Origin of the sequence: Pseudomonas sp. R25(2017) (assembly GCF_002112565.1) — a bacterium.
GTDB classification, from domain to species: Bacteria; Pseudomonadota; Gammaproteobacteria; order Pseudomonadales; family Pseudomonadaceae; genus Aquipseudomonas; species Aquipseudomonas ekonensis.
Genome location: NZ_NEHZ01000024.1, coordinates 61,657 through 83,833, shown reverse-complemented (window position 1 = coordinate 83,833; position 22,177 = coordinate 61,657). Strand labels below are relative to the sequence as shown.

General features: G+C 66.1%; 21 protein-coding genes and 1 pseudogene. 8 read left to right on the top strand and 14 right to left on the bottom strand.

Annotation, left to right across the window (positions count from 1 at the left end; all coding sequences use genetic code 11):
* Nucleotides 1-125, bottom strand: a pseudogene (locus tag CAG31_RS29120) (ShlA/HecA/FhaA protein); the annotation flags it as partial.
* Nucleotides 126-150: 25 nt separating this feature from the next.
* Complete coding sequence (locus CAG31_RS25705; protein WP_085586502.1) at nt 151-1,851, bottom strand: ShlB/FhaC/HecB family hemolysin secretion/activation protein; 1,701 nt, start codon at nt 1,849-1,851, stop codon at nt 151-153.
* 311 nt (nt 1,852-2,162) lie between these two features.
* Between CAG31_RS25705 and CAG31_RS25700 the strand changes: the two genes are divergently transcribed.
* On the top strand, nt 2,163-2,981 hold the full coding sequence (locus tag CAG31_RS25700; protein WP_085586500.1) for an alpha/beta fold hydrolase: 819 nt from the start codon (nt 2,163-2,165) through the stop codon (nt 2,979-2,981).
* Nucleotides 2,982-3,044: 63 nt separating this feature from the next.
* On the opposite strand, the gene CAG31_RS25695 is transcribed toward CAG31_RS25700, so the two are convergent.
* The 9 genes from CAG31_RS25695 to CAG31_RS25655 form a co-directional block, all read right to left on the bottom strand.
* Entirely contained in the window at nt 3,045-4,028 is a 984-nt protein-coding gene (locus tag CAG31_RS25695) for a GlxA family transcriptional regulator (protein WP_085586498.1), read from the bottom strand.
* Between the two features lie 109 nt (nt 4,029-4,137).
* Nucleotides 4,138-5,064, bottom strand: coding sequence for a catechol 1,2-dioxygenase (gene catA / locus CAG31_RS25690; protein WP_085586496.1), 927 nt, complete (start codon nt 5,062-5,064; stop codon nt 4,138-4,140).
* 174 nt (nt 5,065-5,238) lie between these two features.
* Nucleotides 5,239-5,529, bottom strand: a complete 291-nt coding sequence (catC, locus tag CAG31_RS25685) for a muconolactone Delta-isomerase (protein ID WP_085586494.1) — start codon at nt 5,527-5,529, stop codon at nt 5,239-5,241.
* An 18-nt stretch (nt 5,530-5,547) separates the two neighbouring features.
* The gene (locus tag CAG31_RS25680; RefSeq protein WP_085586492.1) at nt 5,548-6,669 is read right to left on the bottom strand and encodes a muconate cycloisomerase family protein; all 1,122 of its coding nucleotides are present in this window, start codon (nt 6,667-6,669) and stop codon (nt 5,548-5,550) included.
* Between the two features lie 22 nt (nt 6,670-6,691).
* Entirely contained in the window at nt 6,692-7,453 is a 762-nt protein-coding gene (locus CAG31_RS25675; RefSeq protein ID WP_085586512.1) for a 1,6-dihydroxycyclohexa-2,4-diene-1-carboxylate dehydrogenase, read from the bottom strand.
* Nucleotides 7,454-7,491: 38 nt separating this feature from the next.
* Nucleotides 7,492-8,505, bottom strand: coding sequence for a benzoate 1,2-dioxygenase electron transfer component BenC (gene benC, locus CAG31_RS25670; RefSeq protein WP_085586490.1), 1,014 nt, complete (start codon nt 8,503-8,505; stop codon nt 7,492-7,494).
* Between the two features lie 57 nt (nt 8,506-8,562).
* Nucleotides 8,563-9,051, bottom strand: a complete 489-nt coding sequence (benB, locus tag CAG31_RS25665) for a benzoate 1,2-dioxygenase small subunit (RefSeq protein ID WP_085586488.1) — start codon at nt 9,049-9,051, stop codon at nt 8,563-8,565.
* The gene (gene benA, locus CAG31_RS25660) at nt 9,048-10,406 is read right to left on the bottom strand and encodes a benzoate 1,2-dioxygenase large subunit (protein WP_085586510.1); all 1,359 of its coding nucleotides are present in this window, start codon (nt 10,404-10,406) and stop codon (nt 9,048-9,050) included. Before benA ends, benB begins: the two co-directional genes overlap by 4 nt.
* 135 nt (nt 10,407-10,541) lie before the next feature.
* On the bottom strand, nt 10,542-11,498 hold the full coding sequence (locus CAG31_RS25655; protein ID WP_085586486.1) for an AraC family transcriptional regulator: 957 nt from the start codon (nt 11,496-11,498) through the stop codon (nt 10,542-10,544).
* 273 nt (nt 11,499-11,771) lie between these two features.
* Here CAG31_RS25655 and CAG31_RS25650 point away from each other — a divergent pair, with 273 nt between their 5' ends.
* The 5 genes from CAG31_RS25650 to CAG31_RS25630 all read left to right on the top strand — a co-directional run bounded on the left by CAG31_RS25650 (nt 11,772) and on the right by CAG31_RS25630 (nt 17,124).
* Nucleotides 11,772-13,076 (top strand): NAD(P)/FAD-dependent oxidoreductase, encoded by a 1,305-nt coding sequence (locus CAG31_RS25650; protein WP_085586484.1) that lies wholly within the window; start codon nt 11,772-11,774, stop codon nt 13,074-13,076.
* Between the two features lie 58 nt (nt 13,077-13,134).
* Nucleotides 13,135-13,551: a RidA family protein gene (locus tag CAG31_RS25645; RefSeq protein ID WP_085586482.1), complete on the top strand. Its 417-nt coding sequence runs from the start codon at nt 13,135-13,137 to the stop codon at nt 13,549-13,551.
* 80 nt (nt 13,552-13,631) lie between these two features.
* Nucleotides 13,632-14,309: a DUF1028 domain-containing protein gene (locus CAG31_RS25640; RefSeq protein WP_085586480.1), complete on the top strand. Its 678-nt coding sequence runs from the start codon at nt 13,632-13,634 to the stop codon at nt 14,307-14,309.
* Nucleotides 14,306-15,457 carry an acetylornithine deacetylase gene (argE, locus tag CAG31_RS25635; RefSeq protein ID WP_085586478.1) on the top strand — a complete coding sequence of 384 codons (1,152 nt, stop codon included), beginning with the start codon at nt 14,306-14,308 and terminating at the stop codon, nt 15,455-15,457. The genes CAG31_RS25640 and argE overlap by 4 nt, the downstream gene beginning before the upstream one ends.
* 251 nt (nt 15,458-15,708) lie before the next feature.
* Entirely contained in the window at nt 15,709-17,124 is a 1,416-nt protein-coding gene (locus CAG31_RS25630) for a cytosine permease (protein WP_085586476.1), read from the top strand.
* 102 nt (nt 17,125-17,226) lie between these two features.
* Here CAG31_RS25630 and CAG31_RS25625 read toward each other — a convergent pair whose 3' ends face one another.
* Nucleotides 17,227-17,889, bottom strand: a complete 663-nt coding sequence (locus CAG31_RS25625) for a M24 family metallopeptidase (protein WP_085586473.1) — start codon at nt 17,887-17,889, stop codon at nt 17,227-17,229.
* A 149-nt stretch (nt 17,890-18,038) separates the two neighbouring features.
* Between CAG31_RS25625 and CAG31_RS25620 the strand changes: the two genes are divergently transcribed.
* Nucleotides 18,039-19,244 (top strand): hypothetical protein, encoded by a 1,206-nt coding sequence (locus CAG31_RS25620; protein WP_085586471.1) that lies wholly within the window; start codon nt 18,039-18,041, stop codon nt 19,242-19,244.
* Here CAG31_RS25620 and CAG31_RS25615 read toward each other — a convergent pair.
* Entirely contained in the window at nt 19,241-20,128 is an 888-nt protein-coding gene (locus tag CAG31_RS25615; protein ID WP_085586508.1) for a LysR family transcriptional regulator, read from the bottom strand. The genes CAG31_RS25620 and CAG31_RS25615 overlap by 4 nt on opposite strands.
* A 104-nt stretch (nt 20,129-20,232) precedes the next feature.
* On the opposite strand from CAG31_RS25615, the gene CAG31_RS25610 reads away from it, so the two are divergent.
* Nucleotides 20,233-21,624: an aldehyde dehydrogenase family protein gene (locus CAG31_RS25610; protein ID WP_085586469.1), complete on the top strand. Its 1,392-nt coding sequence runs from the start codon at nt 20,233-20,235 to the stop codon at nt 21,622-21,624.
* Nucleotides 21,625-21,959: 335 nt separating this feature from the next.
* On the opposite strand, the gene CAG31_RS28600 is transcribed toward CAG31_RS25610, so the two are convergent.
* A partial coding sequence (locus CAG31_RS28600; protein WP_218189999.1) for a hypothetical protein occupies nt 21,960-22,177 on the bottom strand: 218 nt, incomplete at its 5' end.

Sequence of the window (22,177 nt, the reverse complement as noted above, 5' to 3'; positions counted from 1 at the left end):
TGCCAGAACATGACGTTCGCCAGCAGGAACGCCAGCCCGCGCTTGGGCATGCCCAAGAAGCGCTCGCGCGGAATGACGGCAGCAGCGGGTTGGCCGGCCAGGAAGGTCAGTTGGCGAATGTCCATGTCAGGGTCTCGGAGCAGGCGGCGGTCAGATGAAGAAATCGAGGCGGAAATAGATCGGCGCTTCGCGCTCAGGCAGCGCGTCCGGGCGTTCCAGGGAATGGGCGAAGGTCACCGTCGCGGCGACGTGCTGGCCACGGGCGAACAGCTCCAGCGAGTTGCTCGACATGCGGCCGTGCTGGTCGCCGTTGTAGCGGTCGCGCCGGATCACGCCTTGGTCGTAGCCGAGGCTGGTGCCGTATTCGGCGAACACCGGGCGCAGCCATTCGACGTCGACCGGCCGCGTCCAGCGCAGGTCGTTGCGCCAGTAGCCGCCGCTGTCGCCGGACAGCGACTGATCCTTATAGCCGCGGATCGACGACAGCCCGCCGAGGCTGGTGCGCTGCGGGCTGAACAGCACGTCTTCGCTGCGCTGGCCGGTCATCAGGCTGCTGAAGCTCAGGGACTCGCCCCACAGCTTGAACGGCTGCAGGTAGCTTAGGGTCGCGGTGTACTTGCGGTAGCGGACGTCCGGCTCGCCGGGGCCCGGGTCGTGGCTGCCCTGGGCGTCGAAGGCGCCGATGCCCTGCTGCACGCCCGCGTCGAAGTTGACGAAGGCGCCGCCGATCCGCCGGCCGTGGTTGAAGCCCAGTTGCGCCTCGCTGATGCGGTTGCTGCTCAGGCGCAGCTTGCTGTCTTCGATGAAGTTGTTGCTGCGCAGGTAAGACAGGCCGCCGCTGAGGGAGGTCTTGCTCACCGAATCGCGCTGGATCACCCGCTCGGCGTGCAACTGATGGTTTTCGCTGTCGCCGGTCTGCTTGAAGTTGTAGCCGTTGGCGGCGATCTGCGAGCGGTACTCGCTCTGGCTGTAGGTGTAGCTGAAGTTCCACCAGCCCCACGGCACGCTGTAGGACAGCATGGCGTTGTTGGAGGTGTGCTGGTGGTCGGTCATCGCGTCGTGGCCGCCGCGCAGCGACAGCTGGTCGGCCAGGCCCAGGGGGCTGTCCCAGTCGAAGGTGGTGCCCCACTGCTGCTCGCCGGTGCTGCGCTGGCCCTCGTTGCTGCGCGACAGCCCCGCCCGCCACGGCTTCTGCGGCGTGTTGGTGACCAGCACCTCGCTGCCGCCGACGTTCTTGCCCGGCGCCAGTTCCATCTTGGCCTGGTTGGACGGCAGGCGGTTGAGCTGGTCGACCATCTGCTCGATCTCGCGCAGGTTGACCAGCTCGCCGCTCTTGCCGGGAAACGCCATGGCCAGCTCGCGCTCCGAGAGCCCACTGCTCTCGGCGCCCTTCAGGCCTTCGAGGCGGCCCTCGACCACCAGCACCTTAAGGTGCCCGCCGGACAGATCCTGCTGCGGCAGGTAGGCGCGACTGGTCACCAGGCCCTTCTCGATGTAGCGGTCGGTGATGACCTTGAGCAGCTCGTTGAGCTGCGGCACGCCCAGGCACTGCCCGATGTAAGGCTTGAGCAACCCGGCCTTCTCGCCCTCGGACAGGCTGTCGGCGCCCTTGAGCTCGATGTCGTCGATCTGAAAGCAGCGGGTGTCGGCGGGCGCGGCAGGCTTGGCCGGTTCGGCCGACTTGCCCGGCAGGTCCTTGAGCTCCTCCAGGCGCCGCTGCTGTTCTTCGAGCAAGCGGTTCTGGCGGTCGCGGATCAGGTCGGTGTCGCCGGGGGTGGGGGCAGCGAAAGCAAGTGGAGAAAGGCACAGCAAAGCTACGCCCAGTCTCGCCGCGAGGGCAGATGGGTACATGTTCGATCCCTCGAGACAGAAAATGATATCAAAATGGTGGCGCATCATAAGGAGCCACTATTCTGGCGTCAATTAATCGATTCACCGCCTCAGTGTCGCCGACGAACGGTTGCGGCGAAATCGTCCGACTCCGACAGGGATGCAGGATGTTTCCCGGATAGAACGGGGAAAAACGGTCCCTCGGGACTGCGAATTTTCCGGCGAGGAGCCTTCCCGCCGGAAACTTAGCACCTGCGTACAAGAAGCCGCCGCGCTTTGCGTGGATAGTGATCGCTGCCTTCATCCCCTCCCCTCGAACACAAGGAGTTTCCATGAGCACGTTCCTGACCCAAGACGGCACCGAGATCTACTACAAGGACTGGGGCAGCGGCCGGCCCGTCCTGTTCAGCCATGGCTGGCCGCTGGACGCCGACATGTGGGAATACCAGATGGAGTACCTGAGCAGCCGCGGCTACCGCACGATCGCGTTCGACCGCCGTGGCTTCGGCCGGTCCGACCAGCCGTGGAACGGCTACGACTACGACACCTTCGCCGACGACATCGCGCAGTTGATCAACCACCTGGACCTGCGTGACGTGACCCTGGTCGGCTTCTCCATGGGTGGCGGCGACGTCAGCCGCTACCTCGCCCGCCATGGCAGCGCGCGGGTGTCCGGGCTGGTGCTGCTCGGCGCGGTGACGCCGCTGTTCGGCCAGAAGCCTGACTTCGCCGCCGGCGTCGGCAAGCCGGTGTTCGACGGGATCAAGGCCGGCCTGCTGAAGGACCGTGCGCAGTTCATCGCCGATTTCGCCGCGCCGTTCTACGGCACCAACAAGGGCCAGACGGTCTCCGACGGCGTGCTGACCCAGACCCTCAACATCGCGTTGCTGGCCTCGCTCAAAGGCACCGTGGATTGCGTCACCGCGTTCTCGGAAACCGACTTCCGTCCGGACATGGCCAAGATCGATGTGCCGACCCTGGTGATCCACGGCGACGACGACCAGATCGTGCCGTTCGAGACCACCGGCAAACTGGCCGCCGAGCAGATCAAGGGCGCCGAACTGAAAGTCTATGCCGGCGCGCCCCACGGCTTTGCGGTGACCCACGCCCAAGCGCTGAACGAAGACCTGCTGGCGTTCCTCAACCGCTGAGTGCGGTCTGCGACTGATCCGTTTTCCTTCCTTTTCGGCCGGGTGCTCCCGGCCTTTTTTTGCCTACTTGACCAGGCGCTTTTCCTTGGACGGCCGGTAGCCGAAGAACGCGCTGTAGCATTTGCTGAAATGGCTCGGCGACACGAAACCGCAGGCCACCAACACTTCCATCTGCGACAGCTCCGTGTGCTGCAGCAGACGCCGGGCCTCGGTGATGCGCAGTTCCAGGTAATAGCGCTGCGGGGTGGTGCCCAGTTGCTCCTTGAACAGGCGTTCGAGCTGGCGCCGCGAGCGTCCCGCGTAGGCCGCCAGTTGCTCCAGCTCCAGCGGTTCCTCCAGGTTGGCGTCCATCAGCTTGACCACTTCGCGCAGGGGCGCGCTGACGCAGATGTTCTCGCTCGGCTTGATCCGCCGGTAACGGGATTCCTCGAACGCGAGGATGTCTTCGATGCCCTCGACCAGCGCCTTGCCGTGCAAGCCCTTGATCCAGTCCAGCGCCATGTGGAACGCGCCGGAGGGGCTGGAGGCCGTGAGGCGGTCGCGGTCGATCACGTAGGGTTCGCTGCTGACCTGGGTCGCCTTGCTGATTTCCGCCAGCGCCGGGCGGTGTTCCGGGTGGATGGCGCAGCGGTAGCCGTCCAGCACCCCGGCCTTGCCGAGGAACCACGCGCCGTTCCACAGCCCGGCCAGCACCACCCCTTGGGCGGCGGCGGACTTGATCAGCTGGATGAGTTCTTCGCCGGCCTTGAGTTCGGTGCGGTAGCCGCCGCAGATCACCAACAGGTCCAGCGCCTGGATCGACGAGGCGTCCAGACGCTCGTCCGGGCGGATCACCAGGCCCAGGTCGCTGATCACTTCGCCGTCGCTCAGGCCGAACGTGCGGGACGAAAACAGGCCGGGGCGCAGCAGGTTGGTGGTGACGATCGTGTCCAGCGTCTGGGTGAACGCCGGCAGGGAGAAATGCTCCAGCAACAGAAAACCCGTGCGGAGCCGGGAGACCGGCCCGTCCGGGTTTTCGTTGAGGTAGCGGAGGTTCTTGCCTTTCATGCCTCCGCTGAAGTGGCGACGCTCGATCAATTTGCGGTCCGCTCTGTGACATGGATGCACCCATGCTACCTGTCGGACGGGCGCGAACCTAGCGCCGCATCGAACGCGATCAGGCTTCCTGCAATGCCCGCGGACGGGCGCTGCGCCGTTCGGCCGCCGCATCGGTGGCCGGCTGCAACCGGAAGTCGAAGTTCAGCTCGGCGTAACGCCCCGCCACGCCCCGGGCGCCGTCCTCGCGGTACGTCACTTCGCCGACCAGGCCTTCGCGGGTGGCGTAGGCGAAGTCGTCCCACAGGTAGCGGTCCCCGGCGAGGTTGATCTGGGTGGTCAGGTGCCGGTGGCCCGGTGCCGAGATGAAGAAATGCACGTGGGCCGGACGCTGGCCGTGACGGCCGAGCAGGTTCAGGCATTCCTGGGTCGGGCCTCGGGGATCGCAGCCGTAGCCCGACGGCACGATGCTGCGGGCGCGGTAGCGGCCCTGGGCGTCGGTGACGATGCGTCGGCGCAGGTTGAACTCGGACTGACTCGGGTCGAAGAACGAGTAGGTGCCTCGGGTATTGGCGTGCCACAGGTCGACGGTGGCGCCGGCCAGCGGCTCGCCGTGCAGGTCGAACACCCGGCCTTCGAGGAACATCACCGTGGCGCTGCCCTCCTCGCTGCCGTCGTCCATCCGGCAGGTGCCTTCGCACAGCGGCGCACCCGCCACGTACAGCGGCCCTTCGATGGTGCGCGGCGTGCCGCCGGTCTGGCCGGCCTGGGCGTCCTTGGCGTCTTGCAGCAGGTCGAGGAAATGCTCGATGCCGAGCCCCGCCACCAGCAGCCCGGCCTCGGAGCGGTCGCCGAGGCGGTTGAGGTAGTCGACGGCTTTCCAGAATTCGGCGTCGGTGATGTCCAGGTCTTCGATCAGCCGGGCGGCGTCCTGGAGCACGCGCAGGACGATGGTCTTCAAACGGGTGCTGCCAAGGTCGTTGGAGAAGCCGGCGGCCTCTTCGAAGAACGCTTGCAGCTCGGCGGTGTGGGCAATCTTCACGGTCATGGGGTTCACCTCATTTTGTTGTTGTGCGGGTCGCAAAAGTCCCGGAGCAGTGCACCGCCCCCTGTGGGAGCGGGCTTGCCCGCGATGGCGGCGTGTCAGTCGAAGTATTCGTCACAGGTCCACCGCAATCGCGGGCAAGCCCGCTCCCACAGGGGGGAACTGGTGCGCTCAGGGTCAGCGGTCGTCCTCGTGGATCGACGACGGATGGCGGCAGAGCCCGTCGATCTCGATGTCCATGTAAGGGAACAGCGGCAGGCGCATCAGGGTGTCGTGCAGCGCCTCGACGCTGGGCACGTCGAATACGCTGTAGTTGGCGTAGTGCCCGGCGATGCGCCACAGGTGCCGCCACAGGCCTTCGCGCTGCAGGCGCTGGGCCAGCTCCTTTTCGTCGGCCTTGAGCCGCGCGGCGACGGCCGGATCCATGTCGGCGGGCAGTTTCACGGTCATCTTTACGTGGAACAGCATGGTGCTCTCTCCTTCGGTTCAGGCACGGCGGAACCGCGCCAGGCGCGCTTCGTCCAGCGTCAGGCCCAGGCCCGGCGTGCGGGGAATGTGCAGGTGGAAATCGCGGTACTGCGGCGCTTCGGTGACGATGTCTTCGGTCAGCAGCAACGGGCCGAACAGCTCGGTGCCCCAGGTCAGCTGCCGCAGGGTGAGGAACGCGTGGGCCGAGGTCAGGGTGCCGACCGAACCTTCGAGCATGGTGCCGCCGTACAGGGCGATGCCGCAGGCCTCGGCGATCTGCGCGGTGCGCAACACCGCGCGGGGACCACCGTTCTTGGCGATCTTCAAGGCGAACACGCTGGCTGCGCCGTCTGCGGCGAGGCTGAAGGCGTCCTCGACGCTTTCGATGGATTCGTCGGCCATGACCGGCGCCGGGCTGCGCTGGTTGAGGCGCACCTGGCCTGCGCGGTTGACCCGCGAGATCGGCTGTTCGATCAGGTCGATGCCGTTGTCGCCGAGCACCCGACAGCCACGGATCGCCTGGGACTCGTCCCAGTACTGGTTGACATCGACCCGCACGCTGGCGCGGTCGCCCAGGGCCCGCTTGATCGCCACCGCATGGGCCAGGTCCTGCTCCAGCGGGTTGGCGCCGATCTTCAGCTTGAAGATGCGGTGCCGGCGCGCCTCCAGCATCTGCTCGGCTTCGGCGATGTCCCGGGCGGTGTCGCCGCTGGCCAGTGTCCAGGCCACTTCCAGGCTGTCGCGCACCCGGCCGCCGAGCAGTTCGCTGACCGGCAGGCCCAAGCGCTTGCCCTGGGCGTCGAGCAAGGCGCTTTCGATGCCGGACTTGGCGAAGGTGTTGCCCTTGGCGACTTTGTCCAGGGTCTGCATGGCGGCGTTGATGTTGCAGGCGTCCAGGCCGGTCAGGGCCGGCGCCAGGTGCGCGTCGATGTTGGCCTTGATGCTTTCCGGGCTCTCGTTGCCGTAGGCCAGACCGCCGATGGTGGTGGCCTCGCCGATGCCCTCGATGCCGTCGCTGCAACGCAGGCGCAGGATCACCAGGGTCTGGTTCTGCATCGTGTGCATCGCCAGTTTGTGCGGGCGGATGGTCGGCAGGTCGACGATCACCGCCGTCAGGCTTTCGATCAGGATTGGGTTCATTTCAATGTCCGTTTCAACGTGTTCAACCGAGGTCGCCGCCACCGACCGGCAGGGTCACGCCGGTGATGTAGGAGGCCTCGTCGGAGGCGAGGAACAGGATCGCGCCGACCTGTTCGTCGAGGGTGCCGTAGCGTTTCATCAGGCTGCTGTCGAGGGTCTGCGCGACGATCTCCTGATACCAGGCCTGCTCCTGCGCCGACTGCTGCGCGGCGTTGCGCGGGATGCGCCGCGGCGGCGCCTCGGTGCCGCCGGGGGCGGTGGCGTTGACGCGAATGCCGCGCTCGGCGTTCTCGAACGCCAGGCACGCGGTGAGCGCATTGATGCCGCCCTTGGCCGCGCCGTAGGGCACGCGGTTCACGCTGCGGGTGGCGATCGACGACACGTTGACGATGGCGCCCCGCCCCTGCTTGAGCATGTGGGGCAACGCCGCGTGGCAGCACCACAGGGTCGGGAACAGCGAGCGGCGCACTTCGGCTTCGATCTGCGCGGTTTCGTAGTGCTCGAACGGCTTGGCCCAAATCGTGCCGCCGACGTTGTTGACCAGGATGTCGAGACGCCCGAAGGCATCGATGGCGGCGGCCATCGCCCGGGCGCAATCGGCGTATTGCTCAAGGTCGGCGGTCAGCGTCAGGACGTGCCCGCCCTGCAATTCATGGACCAACTCCGAACGGTCGACGGCCACCACCCGGGCGCCCTCCTCCAGCAAGCGCTCGCACACCCGGCGACCGATGCCTTGCGCGGCGCCGGTGACCAGCGCGACTTTGTCGGCGAATCTGTTGTTCATGGTGTTCTCCAGCATCAGGCTCAGGTTCGGCGCAGGGCTCAGGCCGCCGCGGCGGCGAACTTCTCGTAGTAGAAATTGGCCGGGGTGATGCCCTGCTCGCGGATGTGTTGGCTGACCGCCTCGACCATCGGCGGCGGGCCGCACAGGTACACGTCGACGTCGCCATCGTTGAGGTGGCGCGGTTGGATGTGCTGGGTGACGTAGCCCTTGAGTGGGTGCCGGCTCTCGGGGCTGGCCACGCAGGCGCCGTAGCTGAAGCCGGGAATGCGCGCGGCGAAGGCGTCGAGGCGGTCGAGCTCGACCAGGTCGAAGTCATGGGTGACGCCGTAGATCAGGTGCACCGGGTAGGCGCTGCCCTCCTCGGCGATCCGCTCCAGCATCGCCGTGAACGGCGCCAGCCCCGTGCCGCCGGCCAACAGCAGCAGCGGCCGCTTGATCTCGCGCAGGTAAAAACTGCCCAGCGGGCCTGCCAGGGTCATGCTGTCGCCGGCCTTGGCCAGCCCGGTGAGAAAGCGGCTCATCAGACCGCCGGGCACATTGCGGATCAGGAAGCTGACTTCACCGTCCTTCGGCAACGAGCTGAAGGAATAGGCCCGGCTCTGGTCGCTGCCCGGCACTTGCAGGTTGACGTACTGGCCCGGCAGGAACGCCAGCCGGCTCAGGGACTCGCCCTTGACCGACAAGGCGATGGTGCTCTCGGAGAGCTGGCGCACATCGCTGATCGCCGCCTCAAAGCTGGCCTGCCCGGTCTTGCAGACCTGGGAGCCGACCGGCACCCGCACCACGCAATCGCTTTCGGCGCGCATCTGGCAGGTGAGCACGTAGCCCTGGGCGAGTTCATCCTCGCTCAGCGCGTCCTCGATGAAGTTGTCGCCCAGGGCGTAACGCCCGGATTCGGCGAAGCACTTGCAGGTACCGCAAGCGCCGTCGCGGCAGTCCAGCGGGATGTTGATGCCCTGGCGGTACGCCGCGTCGGCGACGGTTTCCTGGCCGTCGGCCTCGATGAAGCGGGTCACCCCGTCCTCGAAATTCAATGCGATGCGAAAACCCATGTTGCACCTCGCTCACGGCGCCGGTCCGGCCAACGGCCAAGGCCCGCGCCGTCTCGGTCAGATGTGGTAGATGTCGATGACCTGACGGACGTAATCGTTTTTCAGCACGACCTTCTTGGCCTTGATCAGCGGCTGCTCGCCGCGCAGGTCGAGGGTGTAGAAACTGGTGCCGAAATAGCTGTCGGTGACCTGGTAGCGAAAGCTCAGGGTGTGCCAGTTGAAGCGCACCCGGCACTGGCCTTCGCCCTGCTCGACGATCTCGATGTTGCTCAGGTTGTGGGAGGTGCGGGTGTCGGGAACGGTGGCGCTGGAGCGCTCGGTCTTGATCCGGAACACCCGGTCTTCGAGGCCGCCGCGGTTGCCGTACCAGATCAGCGAGATCTCGCTCTGCGGGTCTTGGGTGAGCGTGTCGTTGTCGTCCCAGGCCGGCATCCAGAAGCTGGCGTCGGCGGCGTAGAGCTCAAGCCAACGGTCCCACTCGGCGTCGTCCAGATAACGGACCTCGCGGTAGAGGAAATCGCGCACGGTGTCGTAGAGGCTGTTCATGGCACGGCCTCCACAGGGATCAGCTGCGGTTCGGCGGACACGGCCTTGAGCATCGTTTCCTGCCAATACTTGTGCTGCAGCACGAACAGGCCTTCGTCCTCGGTGCGCACCCCGGACAGCAGCGGCTTGAGGCCGATCTCTTCGGCGGCGGCATCCGCGCCGTCGACCCAATGGGCCGCCCCGCGTGACATGTCGTTCCAGCCGCGCCCGGCGCCGTAGCCGGTCTGGCAGGAACGGAACTCTTCCAGGTCGTCCGGCGTGGCCATGCCGCTGACGTTGAAGAAGTCCTCGTACTGGCGGATGCGCTTGGCCCGGGCCTCGGCGCTCTCGCCTTTGGGGGCGATGCAATAGATGGTGATCTCGGTCTTGTCCACGGCGATCGGCCGGGCGATGCGGATCTGCGAACTGAACTGATCCATCAGGTACACGTTGGGGTACAGGCACAGGTTGCGCGAATTCTCGATCATCCAGTCGGCGCGGGCCTGGCCGAAGTCCCGGGCCAGTTCGTCGCGGCGCTCATAGGCCGGACGGTCCTCGGGGTTGGCCCAGCGGGTCCAGAGCAGCAGGTGGCCGTGGTCGAAGGAGTAGAAGCCACCGCCCTTCTTCGCCCAGCTGCCGGCGCTCATGGTCTTGATCTCTTCGCCGGCCTCGCGCTGCTGGCGCTGGTTCTGGGTGGCGGCGTAGTTCCAGTGCACGGAGCTGACGTGGTAGCCGTCGGCGCCGTTTTCGGCGGTGAGTTTCCAGTTGCCTTCGTAGATGTAGGAGCTGGAGCCGCGCAGCACTTCCAGGCCCTCGGGGGACTGGTCGACGATCATGTCGATGATCCGCGCCGACTCGCCCAGGTGTTCGGCGAGGGGCTTCACGTCGGGGTTGAGGCTGCCGAACAGGAAGCCGCGGTAGGACTCGAAGCGCGCCACCCGGGTCAGGTCGTGGGAGCCTTCGCAGTTGAAGCCTTCGGGGTAGCCCGCCTCGGCGGGATCCTTGACCTTGAGCAGCTTGCCGCTGTTGTTGAACGTCCAGCCGTGGAACGGGCAGGTGTAGCTGGAGCGGTTGCCGGACTTGTGCCGGCAGAGCATGGCGCCGCGGTGGCTGCAGGCATTGAGGAAGGCGTTGAGCACGCCGTCCTTGTTGCGCGCGATGAAGACCGGCTGACGGCCCATGGTGAGCGTCAGGTAATCGTTGTGGCGGGGGATCTGGCTTTCGTGGGCCAGGTAGATCCAGTTGCCTTCGAAGATGTGCGCCATTTCCAGCTCGAACAGCCGCGGATCGGTGAACATCTCCCGCTTGCAGCGGTAGGCACCCTGCTCCTTGTCTTCTTCGAGCAAGGCAGTGAGGTAGTCGATTCCCAGGGACATGGCCAGGGCCTCCATTGTTATTGTTCAGGCCAGGTCAGGTTAGGGAGGCGACGGCGGGCGCAATAGCCGATTCCTGCACATCGCTATCCGTTTTGCGCAGGACGGCGCGGCAGGTGTTTCAGAGGGTGCGGGGACTCAGTGGCGGCGCTTGAAGGTGTGGGACGGCAGCTCGCCGAACTGCTGGCGGTAGCTGTCGGAGAAGCGGCCCAGGTGCAGGAAACCGTAGTCGAGCGCCAGTTCGGTGAGGTTGCGCACCGGGCAACTCGGGTCGGTGAGGCAGGCGTGGATGCGCGCCAGTTTGCGCTGGCGGATGTGCTGCATCGGCGTGACGCCCAACTGGCGTTCGAACAGCGCGTACAGCGAACGCGGGCTCATGCACGCCTGCGCGGCCAGGCTTTCGGCGCTCAGGTCCTGCTTGAGGTTGCGTTCGATGAACTCCAGGATCCGCTCCAGGCTGGCCGACGGCGCGCTCAAGGATTCGCGGCTGACATTGGTGTCGAGCAGCGACAGCAGCTTGCTGCCGATGATCTGCACATAGTGCTCCTGCACCCGCAGCAGCGGATCGCTGGCTTCGGCTTCCTGGCAGATCATGCCGAGCAACGGCGTGAAGCCTTCCAGGTCGTCGAGCCGGTAATGGTTGCGCCGGAAGCGGATGCCGCCGGACGGACGCAGCCAGCGCTGCTCGTCGCACACCGACTCCAGCACGCTGACCGGCACCTTGAGGATGAATTTCTCGCAGTCGTCGGAATACGTGAGATCGACCGGATCGTCCGGGTTGATCAGCAGCAGCTCGCCCGGCACCAGATGCTGCTCGCGCTTGTGCCCGCGCCACAGGCAGTTGCCCTGCAGCAGCACTTGCAGGTGGTAGACCGTTTCCAGCGCCAGGGAGGTGACCCGTACGCTGCCGCCGTAGCTGATGCGGCACAGGTCCAGGTCGGCGAACTTGCGGTGGTTGAGGCTGGCCTGGGGATGGGCGGTCTTGGCGAGGCCGATGAGGTGCTGACCGACGTGTCGGTTGACGTAGTCGGACACGGCATACGGGTCAGCGTGGTGAAACACGCTGCTGCGCTCGCTCAGCAGGCGGCTGTCCATGGAGGGCACTCGTTCTTGTCAGGTTTTCACGGATGCCGTCCACAGTACGCCGGCGTGGCGGCAGCGACAATCGGCGGCCCGTCGAACGGTCGATCACCGAACACTTTCGGCGTTTCGGGCCGTGGCGGGCGAGCGGCTGCATCAGCAATTTATGCTCAGATCCCAGCTTAATAATATTTTACCGATGGGCACCCCGACCCTAGTCTGATCCCAAGCACAGAGAGCAGGCCGCACGCCGCCTGAATCCAATTGCCTCGTGAAAAGGGATGAGAGATGACCACTGAAACAATAAAAACAGACACGCTTGTCGTCGGTGCCGGTCAAGCGGGTGTGGCCATGAGCGAACACCTGGGCAAGCTCGGCATCCCGCACCTGGTGCTGGAGCGCAGCCGCATCGCCGAACGCTGGCGCACCGGGCGCTGGGACTCGCTGGTGGCCAACGGCCCGGCCTGGCACGACCGCTTTCCGGGGATGGAATTCGACGATGTGGATCCTGACGGTTTCGCCCACAAGGATCGCGTGGCGGATTACTTCGAGGCCTATGCGAAAAAATTCAACGCGCCGATCCGCACCGGCGTCGAGGTCAAGAGCGTGGTGCGCAATGTCGGGCGTCCGGGCTTCACCGTCGAGACCTCCGAGGGCGTGATCGAGGCCGCCCGCGTGGTGGCCGCCACCGGCCCGTTCCAGCGCCCGGTGATCCCGCCGATCGCCCCGCAGGACCCACGCCTGCAGCAGATCCACTCGGCCGACTACCGCAACCCGCAGCAACTGCCGGACGGCGCGGTGCTGGTGGTCGGCGCAGGTTCCTCGGGGGTGCAGATCGCCGATGAGCTGCAGCGTTCGGGCCGGCAGGTGTTCCTGTCGGTCGGCGCCCACGACCGCCCGCCCCGGGCCTACCGCAACCGTGATTTCTGCTGGTGGCTGGGCGTGCTCGGCGAATGGGATCAGGCCGCCATGAAACCGGGCCGCGAGCACGTGACGATTGCCGTAAGCGGCGCCCACGGCGGGCGCACCATCGACTTCCGGGGCCTGGCCCACCGTGGCATGACCCTGGTGGGCGTGACCGAGTCGTTCAAGGACGGCGTGGTGACGTTCAGGCAGGATCTGGCGGACAACCTCAAGCGCGGCGACGAGAACTACCTGGCGCTGCTCGACGCCGCCGACGCCTACATCGAACGCAACGGCCTGGATTTGCCGCCGGAGCCCGAGGCCCGGGAAACCTATCCGGATCCCGAGTGCGTGAAGCACCCGCTGGCGAACCTGGACCTGGCCGCCGCCGGCGTCACCTCGATCATCTGGGCCACCGGGTTCGCCGTGGACTACTCGTGGCTGAAGGTCGGCGCGTTCGACGACAAGGGCAAGCCGCAGCACCAGCGCGGGGTGTCCAGCGAACCGGGCGTGTATTTCCTCGGCCTGCCGTGGCAGTCCCGGCGCGGCTCTTCGTTCATCTGGGGCGTGTGGCACGACGCCAAGCACGTGGCCGACCACATCGCCACCCAGCGCAAGTACCTGGCCTACCGCGACGCCGACCAGCGCGCGGCGGCCCCCCGCAAGAACACCGACACCGTCGACGCTTGACCTTGCCTTCGCATCCCGGCGCCCGTCGCGCCGGGCCCCTTTTCGTCAGGAGTTTCACATGGCCCAGCCCACCCACACCCGCATCCGCATGTTCAACACCAAGGACACCTACCCCAACCAGACCCTGGACAACGACCTGTGCCAGGCCGTGCGCGCCGGCAACACCGTGTACGTGCGCGGCCAGGTCGGCACCGACTTCGACGGCAACCTGATCGGCCTCGGCGACCCGCGCGCCCAGGCCGAGCAGGCGATGCGCAACGTCAAGCAACTGCTCGAAGAGGCCGGCAGCGACCTGAGCCACATCGTCAAGACCACCACCTACCTGATCGACCCGCGCTACCGCGAGCCGGTGTACCAGGAAGTCGGCAAGTGGCTCAAGGGCGTGTTCCCGATCTCCACCGGGCTGGTGGTGTCGGCGCTGGGGCAGCCGCAGTGGCTGATGGAGATCGACGTGGTGGCGGTGATCCCCGAGTAAGGCGACAGACCGCCACCGCTGAACCCTGCGGGAGCGGGCTTGCCTGCCCCCCGCTCTCAAGTCGAACAGGAGTTAGAGACATGACATTTTCCATCGCCGCCCGCTGCCCGGAGACCGGCCAGTTCGGCATCGCCATCAGCTCGTCGAGCATCGCCGTCGGCGCCCGCTGCCCCTGGCTGCTGCCGGGCGTGGGCGCGGTATCGACCCAGAACATCACCCTGCCGTCCCTGGGCCCTGAAGTCCTCGCGCTGATGGAACAGGGGCTGACGCCGGACGCCGCGCTGGACAAGGCGCTGACCCGCAACGGCTACAGCCAGTACCGCCAGATCACCGCAATCAACCACCTCGGCCAGACCGCCCACTTCAGCGGCGGACAAACCCTGGGCACCCACAACGCCGTGGCGGGCGAGCAATGCGTGGCCGCCGGCAACATGCTCGCCGGCCCCTCGGTGATCGAAGCCATGGTGCGGGCGTTCGAGGACGGCGAAGGCCAGTTGGCCGACCGGCTGATCGGCGCGCTGCAGGCCGGCCAGGCCCTGGGCGGCGAAGCGGGTCCGGTGCATTCGGCGGCGGTCGTTGTGGTCGGCGAACTGACCTGGCCCATCGTCAACCTGCGAGTGGACTGGGCCGACGAAGACCCCATCGGCCAGTTGCAGAACCTGTGGGAGGCCTATCGCCCGCAGCTGCAGGACTACATCGACCGCGCCCTGGATCCTGCGAAGGCGCCGGGCTACGGCGTGGCCGGAGACGACCGATGAGCGCCAGCGCCGAGTTGCTGGCGACGCTGGTGGGGTTCGACACCACCAGCCGCGAATCCAACCTGCAACTGATCGGCTTCGTGCGCGATTACCTGGCGCGCTTCGACGTGCCCTGCGAGCTGGTCTACAACGACGAGCGCAGCAAGGCCAACCTGTTCGCCACGGTCGGGCCTTGTGACCGACCGGGGATCGTACTGTCGGGGCACACCGACGTGGTGCCCGCCGACGGCCAGCCCTGGACGGTGCCGCCGTTCGAGCTGACCCGGCGCGACGGCAAGCTCTACGGGCGCGGTACCGCTGACATGAAAGGCTACATCGCCTGCGTGCTGGCGCTGGTGCCGTCGCTGGTCGAGGCGCCGCTGAGCAAACCGGTGCACATCGCCCTGTCCTACGACGAAGAGGTCGGCTGCCTCGGCGTGCGCTCGCTGCTCAAGGTGCTGGAGCGACGCCCGGTCAAACCGCTGCTGTGCATCATCGGCGAACCCACCGAGCTCAAACCGGTGCTCGGCCACAAGGGCAAACTGGCGATGCGCTGCGATGTCCACGGCCACGCCTGCCATTCGGCCTACGCGCCGCAGGGAGTGAACGCCATCGAGTGCGCGGCCGAGCTGATCGGCGAACTGGGGCGCATCGGCCAGGGGCTCAAGGCGCCTGAGCATCACGACCCGCGTTTCGACCCGCCCTTCTCCACGGTGCAGACCGGGGTGATCAGCGGCGGCAAGGCGCTGAACATCGTACCCGCCGACTGCCGTTTCGATTTCGAGATCCGTGCCCTGCCCTCGCAGGATCCGGCCGAGGTCGCCTCGCAGCTCAAGGCCTACGCCGAACGGCAGGTGCTGCCCCGCATGCGGGCGGTCAGCGCGCAGAGCGACATCCGCTTCAGCGAGCTGTCGGCCTATCCGGGCCTGGCCACCGACGCGCAGAGCCAGGCCGCGCAACTGATCGCCGCGTTCTGCGGCTCTGGGGACTTCGGCACGGTGGCGTTCGGCACCGAGGGCGGCCTGTTCGACGCAGTCGGGATCCCCACCGTGGTGTGCGGCCCCGGCAGCATGGATCAGGGGCACAAGCCGGACGAGTTCGTCAGCCTCGCGCAGCTCGACGCCTGCGACGCGATGCTGCAACGGATGCTGGCCTCCCTGCGCGGCTGAACCGCGTGACGCACAAGCGACAGCCGCCTCCGCCCGGGGCCGGCTGCGTTGTCGCTTGTGCGCCTGAAAGCCCCGGCCCAGAGCCTCGTGAACCGATCTGCGGGGCCAGTTTTTTTAAGGTCTGAAGCAACAAATCTACTAATTTATCTCCCCCGCGCCATTGCACATGATCGACCCGACAAGAAATGCGCCGGCCGCGCCGTCGCTCACCGAAGTACGTCCACGTACTCGTCCTTGCCTTGGAGTTCGTCATGGCCACCTCAGCAACAACCGCCGCACCGCTCATCGAAAAGCACACCATCGGCTACGTGCCGCCGCAGGACCGCCACGGAAAGGTGCGCGACCTGTTCACTCTCTGGTTCGGCGGCAACATCGCGCCGCTGCCCATCGTCACCGGCGCCCTCGGCGTGCAGCTGTTCCACCTGAACCTGGTGTGGGGCATCGTCGCCATCCTGGTCGGCCACCTGGTGGGCGGCGTGCTGATGGCGCTGCACTCGGCCCAGGGCCCGCAGATGGGCATTCCGCAGATGATCCAGAGCCGCGCCCAGTTCGGCTCCCTCGGCGCCTTGCTGGTGGTGGTGATCGCCGGCGTGATGTACATCGGCTTCTTCGCCTCCAACATCGTCCTGGCCGGCAAGTCCCTGCACGGCGTGGCCGACAGCGTGCCGGTGCCGGTCGGCATCGTGATCGGCGCCCTCGGCTCGGGCGTCATCGGCATCATCGGCTACCGCTTCATCCATGTGCTCAACCGCATCGGCACCTGGGTGCTGGGGATCGGCATCATGGTCGGCTTCGGCTATATCCTGACCCACATCCAGACCGACGACTTCCTCACCCGCGGCGGCTTCAACCTGTCCGGCTGGCTGGCCACGGTGTCGCTGGCGGCGCTGTGGCAGATCGCATTCGCGCCCTATGTGTCGGACTACTCGCGCTACCTGCCGGCCGACGTGCCGGTGGCCGCCACGTTCTGGACCACCTACCTGGGGTCGGCGCTGGGCTCCAGCCTGTCGTTCGTGTTCGGCGCCGTCGCGGTGCTGGCGACGCCGGCCGGCATGGACACCATGGACGCGGTGAAACTCGCCACCGGCGCCATCGGCCCGCTGATGCTGGTGCTGTTCCTGCTCAGCGTGATCAGCCACAACGCGCTCAACCTGTACGGCGCGGTGCTGTCGATCATCACCCTGGTGCAGACCTTCGCCTGGCGCTGGATCCCCACCGCCCGCAGCCGTGCGGTGATTTCGGTCATCGTCCTGTCGGCCTGCTGCTTCACCGCCGTCGGCGCCTCGGCGGACTTCATCGGCCACTTCGTCGACATGGTGCTGGTGCTGCTGGTGGTGCTGGTGCCGTGGACGGCGATCAACCTGATCGACTTCTACGCCATCCACAAGGGCCAGTACGACATCGGCTCGATCTTCCGGGTCGACGGCGGCCGCTACGGCCGCTACAACCCCCAGGCGCTGCTGGCCTACGCCATCGGCATCGCGGTGCAGATCCCGTTCATGAACACGCCGCTGTACGTGGGCCCGGTGTCGGTGCACATCGACGGCGCGGACCTGTCGTGGCTGGTGGGGCTGCTGGTGACGTCGCCGCTGTACTTCTGGCTGGCGACGCGGGACAGCGCGTACCGTCGGCGGCTGTCGGGGGCGAAGCTGGCCGGCGGCCTTTAATTCCCAGCCATGAAAAAGCCCGGTCCGACGCAGAGTCGGATCGGGCTTTTTCGCATCCGGTCAGGCCGAACGCCGGAAACAAGCGTCCTGAAGGGAGAGGGATCAGATCAGCAGATCCTCATAGAACGCTCCGTAAGGCAGCTCGAGGTGGGCGATCTGGATTTCCAGGATCCACACGCCGGGGCTTGGTGCCCCATCGAAATGGCCCAGATCGCCGCCCCGATGGATCGCGTGGGGAAAATCGCTGACCCGATGCCCCTTGATGTCCAGGTTCAGTGTCCAGCCCATGGCCTGTGCCTGATCGGCGGCGTACCGGTACAGCTCAGTGCCGGCGACGCCTTCGCGCCAGTAGGCCTCGACCCGGTCGAACAGCTCCTTGGCGGCCGCGGCGCAGGCGATCATCTGCGGATCGGAGCCGGTGGTGAACGTTGCCCCGGCATCGCCTTCGTGGCCCTGCCAGACCACGCCCATGTCGATGAAGAAGATGTCGTTCTCGCCCAGCACCGGGTCGCCGTCGGAGCGCTGCTTGAAGGTCTTGAGGGTGTTGGCGCCGAAGCGGATCAGCAGCGGGTGCCAGATCCGTTCCATGCCCAGGTCCGCCAGGATCCGCTTGCCTTGCGCCAGCGCCTCGGACTCCGGCATGCCGGGCATGATGATCTGCGCGATCCGGTCGACCGCCTCCCAGGTCAAGCGCTGCGCCTGCCCCATCGACTCCAGCGCAAACCGTTCGCCTACCGCTTCTTTGCCGCTCAATGCCATATCCATCGCTGACTCCCTTTGCCGGAACGCACACACCATGCGCTATATACATTTTTATATTGCGAGCACCCAAATGGAAAGGCACCGGGCCGCCTGGACGTTGAAGACAGCCTTGGCTAGAGTCAAATCCGCTCTCACCGGAAGGGAATGCGGCGATGGTCACTTTGACGAGCTACACCGACCCGACAGATGCGCTGAACGCCAAGATCATGGAATTGGCGCCCAAGGAACGGCGCGACGGAAAAAAAACCACGCTCTACTTCTCGCCCCAGCCCCAGTACAACGCACCGCCGCTGACCCTCACGGGCGGCGTCTATCCCTTCACGCCACTGGGTAGCATCGGCACTTCATCGGTCGACATCTCCGGCAAGCAATGGCTGTACATCCTCAATCAGTTCAAGAACCGGCATGGCCTGACGACCGACATCGGCAATCCTGACCGGGCCGACCAACTGGTGCTGCTCGACACGCTGGACGCCGTGAAGATCAAGGAAGCGGTCGCGCGCGACAGGCAGTTCACCGGCGGCAGCATACTCATTCCGGACGCCGCCAGCGCGTTCGGAACGACCCACGCCATCACCACCTACGCCGCCCAGCAAGTCGTCGAGCGCAGGCTCGCGTTGTGCCAGGCCCAACCCGACCAAACGGCGCTGAACTACTGGAACCTGCTGGGTTCCGACCCTGCCGCACAGGCCAAGGTCTACGACTGGCTGGGAAAATACGGCTGGGCGTCAGACAAATTCGCCAGGCATGACCAAAGGTCCGGAGACAGGATCAAAAATCACCTGCAGAACCTCGAAAACTCCAACGCCCAGCATTTCGCCAGCGAAACCCGCGGCGAATACGCCGCCGCCAAACTGCTGATCACGGTTCTGGGCGAGGACTATCAGATGAAGCTGGGCAAGTCGTCGTCAGGGCGGACCAACGGGATCGACCAGATCTGGGTCAAGCGCAACCTGGTCAGCGGGGTCATCGAGCAATACATCATCGTCGAATGCAAGGGCAGCGTGGATGCCGAACTGGGTGAAGCCAGCTACGGCTGGCAGATGTCCACCGCGTGGGTGTTCCACTGCCTGATCGGCCTGCTGGGCACGAACGGCAAACTGGCCAGCACGTCGACCACCGACGTATTCGCCAAGAAGTCCATGGTGAACAAGATCCTCGATGCGATGATCAATCCGGGCCCGCCGGAGGTGAAGGGCCTGGTCATCCAGCCCATGACCAAATCGGTGATCGACGGCAGTTCGGTCGAGATGATCGACCTGGGCGCCTACGACCTGGTCGAGCAGTACAACAACGCCGTGGCTGGCCAACAAAAGTTCCAGAACGCGCCGGTGTGGACCGGCGGCCCTCTGTTCTAGCCTGCCCCGCCCGGCGGGACGTCGCCGCCCTGCGCTTGCAGAAGCTTCACGAACATCGCCAGGCTGCGCGACACCGTCCCCCGCCGCCACACCAGCCAGGTGGTCAGGTAACGGAAATCCGCGGCCAACGGCCATACGCTGACCGTCGCGGAACCGGGCATGCTCTGCAGCATGCTCAACGGCATCAAGGCCAGGCCGGCCCCGGCGCTGACGCAGGCGAGCATGCCGTGGTAGGACTCCATCTCGAAGATCTTGCCGGGCACCGCGGCGTCGGTGCTGAACCATTTCTCGAAGTGGTGGCGGTACGAGCAGTTGGCGCGGAAGGCGTAGATGCTCTCGCCGTTGACGTCCGCCGCCCGCCGGATCGGCCCGTGGTGCAACGGCGCGATCACGACCATCTCTTCTTCGAAGGCCGGTACGCCTTCCAGGGCCGGGTGCAGCACCGGGCCGTCGACGAATGCCGCCGCCAACCGGCCGGCCAGCACGCCATCGATCATTGTCCCTGAAGGCCCGGTGGACAGGTCCAGATCGACCTTGGCGTACTGCTGGTTGTAGGCCGCCAGCAACCCGGGAATGCGCACCGCCGCCGTGCTCTCCAGCGACCCCAGCGGGAACGCACCTCGGGGCTCCTCACCCGCCACGGTGGCCCGGGCTTCCTGCACCAGGTCGAGGATGCGCCGGGCGTACTCCAGGAAACTCCAGCCCGCCGGCGACAGGCGCAGACGGCTTTTCTCGCGGATGAACAGTTCGACGCCCAGATCCTCTTCGAGCTGTTTGATCCGGGTTGTCAGGTTCGACGGCACCCGATGGATCCGCGCCGCCGCAGCGCTGATGCTGCCGTGCTCGGCCACGGCCTTGAAGATTTCCAGCTGCACCAGATCCATGATCATTCTCCAATCGTGAAAGAAACGATCTTTATTATTCAGTTTCCAGAAAACGAATGCCACCCTACTCTTGGGCCCATCCACTGACCTCGCAGGACGATGCCATGAGCCCGATTTCCAGCCTGACCCACGCCATTTCCGTCAACCCCGCCACGGGCGAGCAGATCGGCCACTACGCGTTCGAATCCGATGCCGCCCTCGACGCCGCCCTGACCCGCGCCGCCTTCGGTTTCGGCAAGTGGAAGCGCAAGCCGCTGCAGGACCGTTCCCGCGCCCTGACCGCCCTGGCCTGCGCCCTGCGCGACAACGCCGACGCCATGGCCACCATGATCACCCAGGAAATGGGCAAGCCGATCGCTCAGGCCCGTGGCGAAATCGAGAAATGCGCCAAGCTCTGCGAGTGGTACGCCGAACACGGCCCGGCCATGCTCGACGCCGAGCCGACCCAGGTCGAAGGCGGCAAGGCGCGCATCGAATACCGTCCGCTGGGCCCGATCCTGGCGGTGATGCCGTGGAACTTCCCGATCTGGCAAGTGCTGCGCGGCGCGGTGCCGGCGCTGATCGCCGGCAACACCTACGTGCTCAAGCATGCGCCGAACGTGATGGGCAGCGCCTACTTGCTGCGTGATGCGTTCACCCGCGCCGGTTTCGCCGACGGTGTGTTCGAAGTCATCAACGTCACCCCTGAAGGCGTCTCCAAAGCCATCGCCGACCCGCGCATCGCTGCCGTCACCCTCACCGGCAGCGTGCGCGCCGGTATGGCCATCGGTGCCCAGGCCGGTGCCGCGCTGAAGAAATGCGTGCTGGAACTCGGCGGCTCCGATCCGTTCATCGTGCTCAACGACGCCGACCTCGACGAAGCCGTGCAGGCCGCCGTGATCGGCCGCTACCAGAACTCCGGGCAAGTGTGCGCCGCCGCCAAACGCCTGATCGTCGAAGAAGGTGTGGTGGAGGAATTCACCCGCCGGTTCGTCGAGGCCACCCGCCAACTGGTGATGGGCGATCCGCTGGCGGCCGACACCTACATCGGCCCGATGGCCCGCTTCGACCTGCGCGACGAGCTCGACGGGCAAGTGCGCGCCACCCTCGAAGAAGGCGCCACCCTGCTGCTCGGCGGCGGCAAGGCCCCAGGGGCCGGCAACTACTATGAACCGACCGTGCTGGCCAACGTCACCGACCGCATGACCTCGTTCAGGCAGGAACTGTTCGGCCCGGTGGCGTCGATCATCACCGCCCGCGACTGCGCCCACGCCGTGGCCCTGGCCAACGACAGCGAGTTCGGCCTGACCGCGACGATCTACACCGCCAACGTCCCACTGGCCCAGCAACTGACCAGTGAGCTGGAGACCGGCGGCGTGTTCATCAACGGCTACTCCGCCAGCGACCCCCGCGTGACCTTCGGCGGCGTGAAGAAAAGCGGGTTCGGCCGTGAGCTGTCGCACTTCGGCGTGCGCGAGTTCTGCAACGCGCAGACCGTATGGTTGGATCGCCGCTGATCAGCGAGGTCCTCTTCGCGGGCACACCACAAAACCTGTAGGAGCTTGCCTGCAAGCGATGAGGCCAGTTCAGCCGACATTTCTGTTGCCTGACCTACCGCAATCGCCAGCAGGCTGGCTCCCACAGGTATCGCAGGTGTCCGCAGGATTCATGTACACCGCCAAAACCTGTAGGAGCTTGCCTGCAAGCGATGAGGCCGGCACTGCCGACATCTCTGCTGGCTGAGCCACCGCTATCGCTGGCAAGCCAGCTCCCACAGGTATCGCAGGTGTCCGCAGGATTCATGTACACCGCCAAAACCTGTAGGAGTTTGCCTGCAAGCGATGAGGCCAGTTCAGCCGACATCTCCGTTGCCTGACCTACCGCCATCGCTGGCAAGCCAGCTCCCACAAGTATCCCAAGCGTTCGCAAGATTCATGTACACCGCCAAAACCTGTGGGAGCTGGCTTGCCAGCGATGAGGCCGGCACTGCCAACATCTCTGTTGACTGAGCCACCGCCATCGCCAGCAGGCTGGCTCCCACAAGGGATCCCTGTATTCCACAGAAACCTG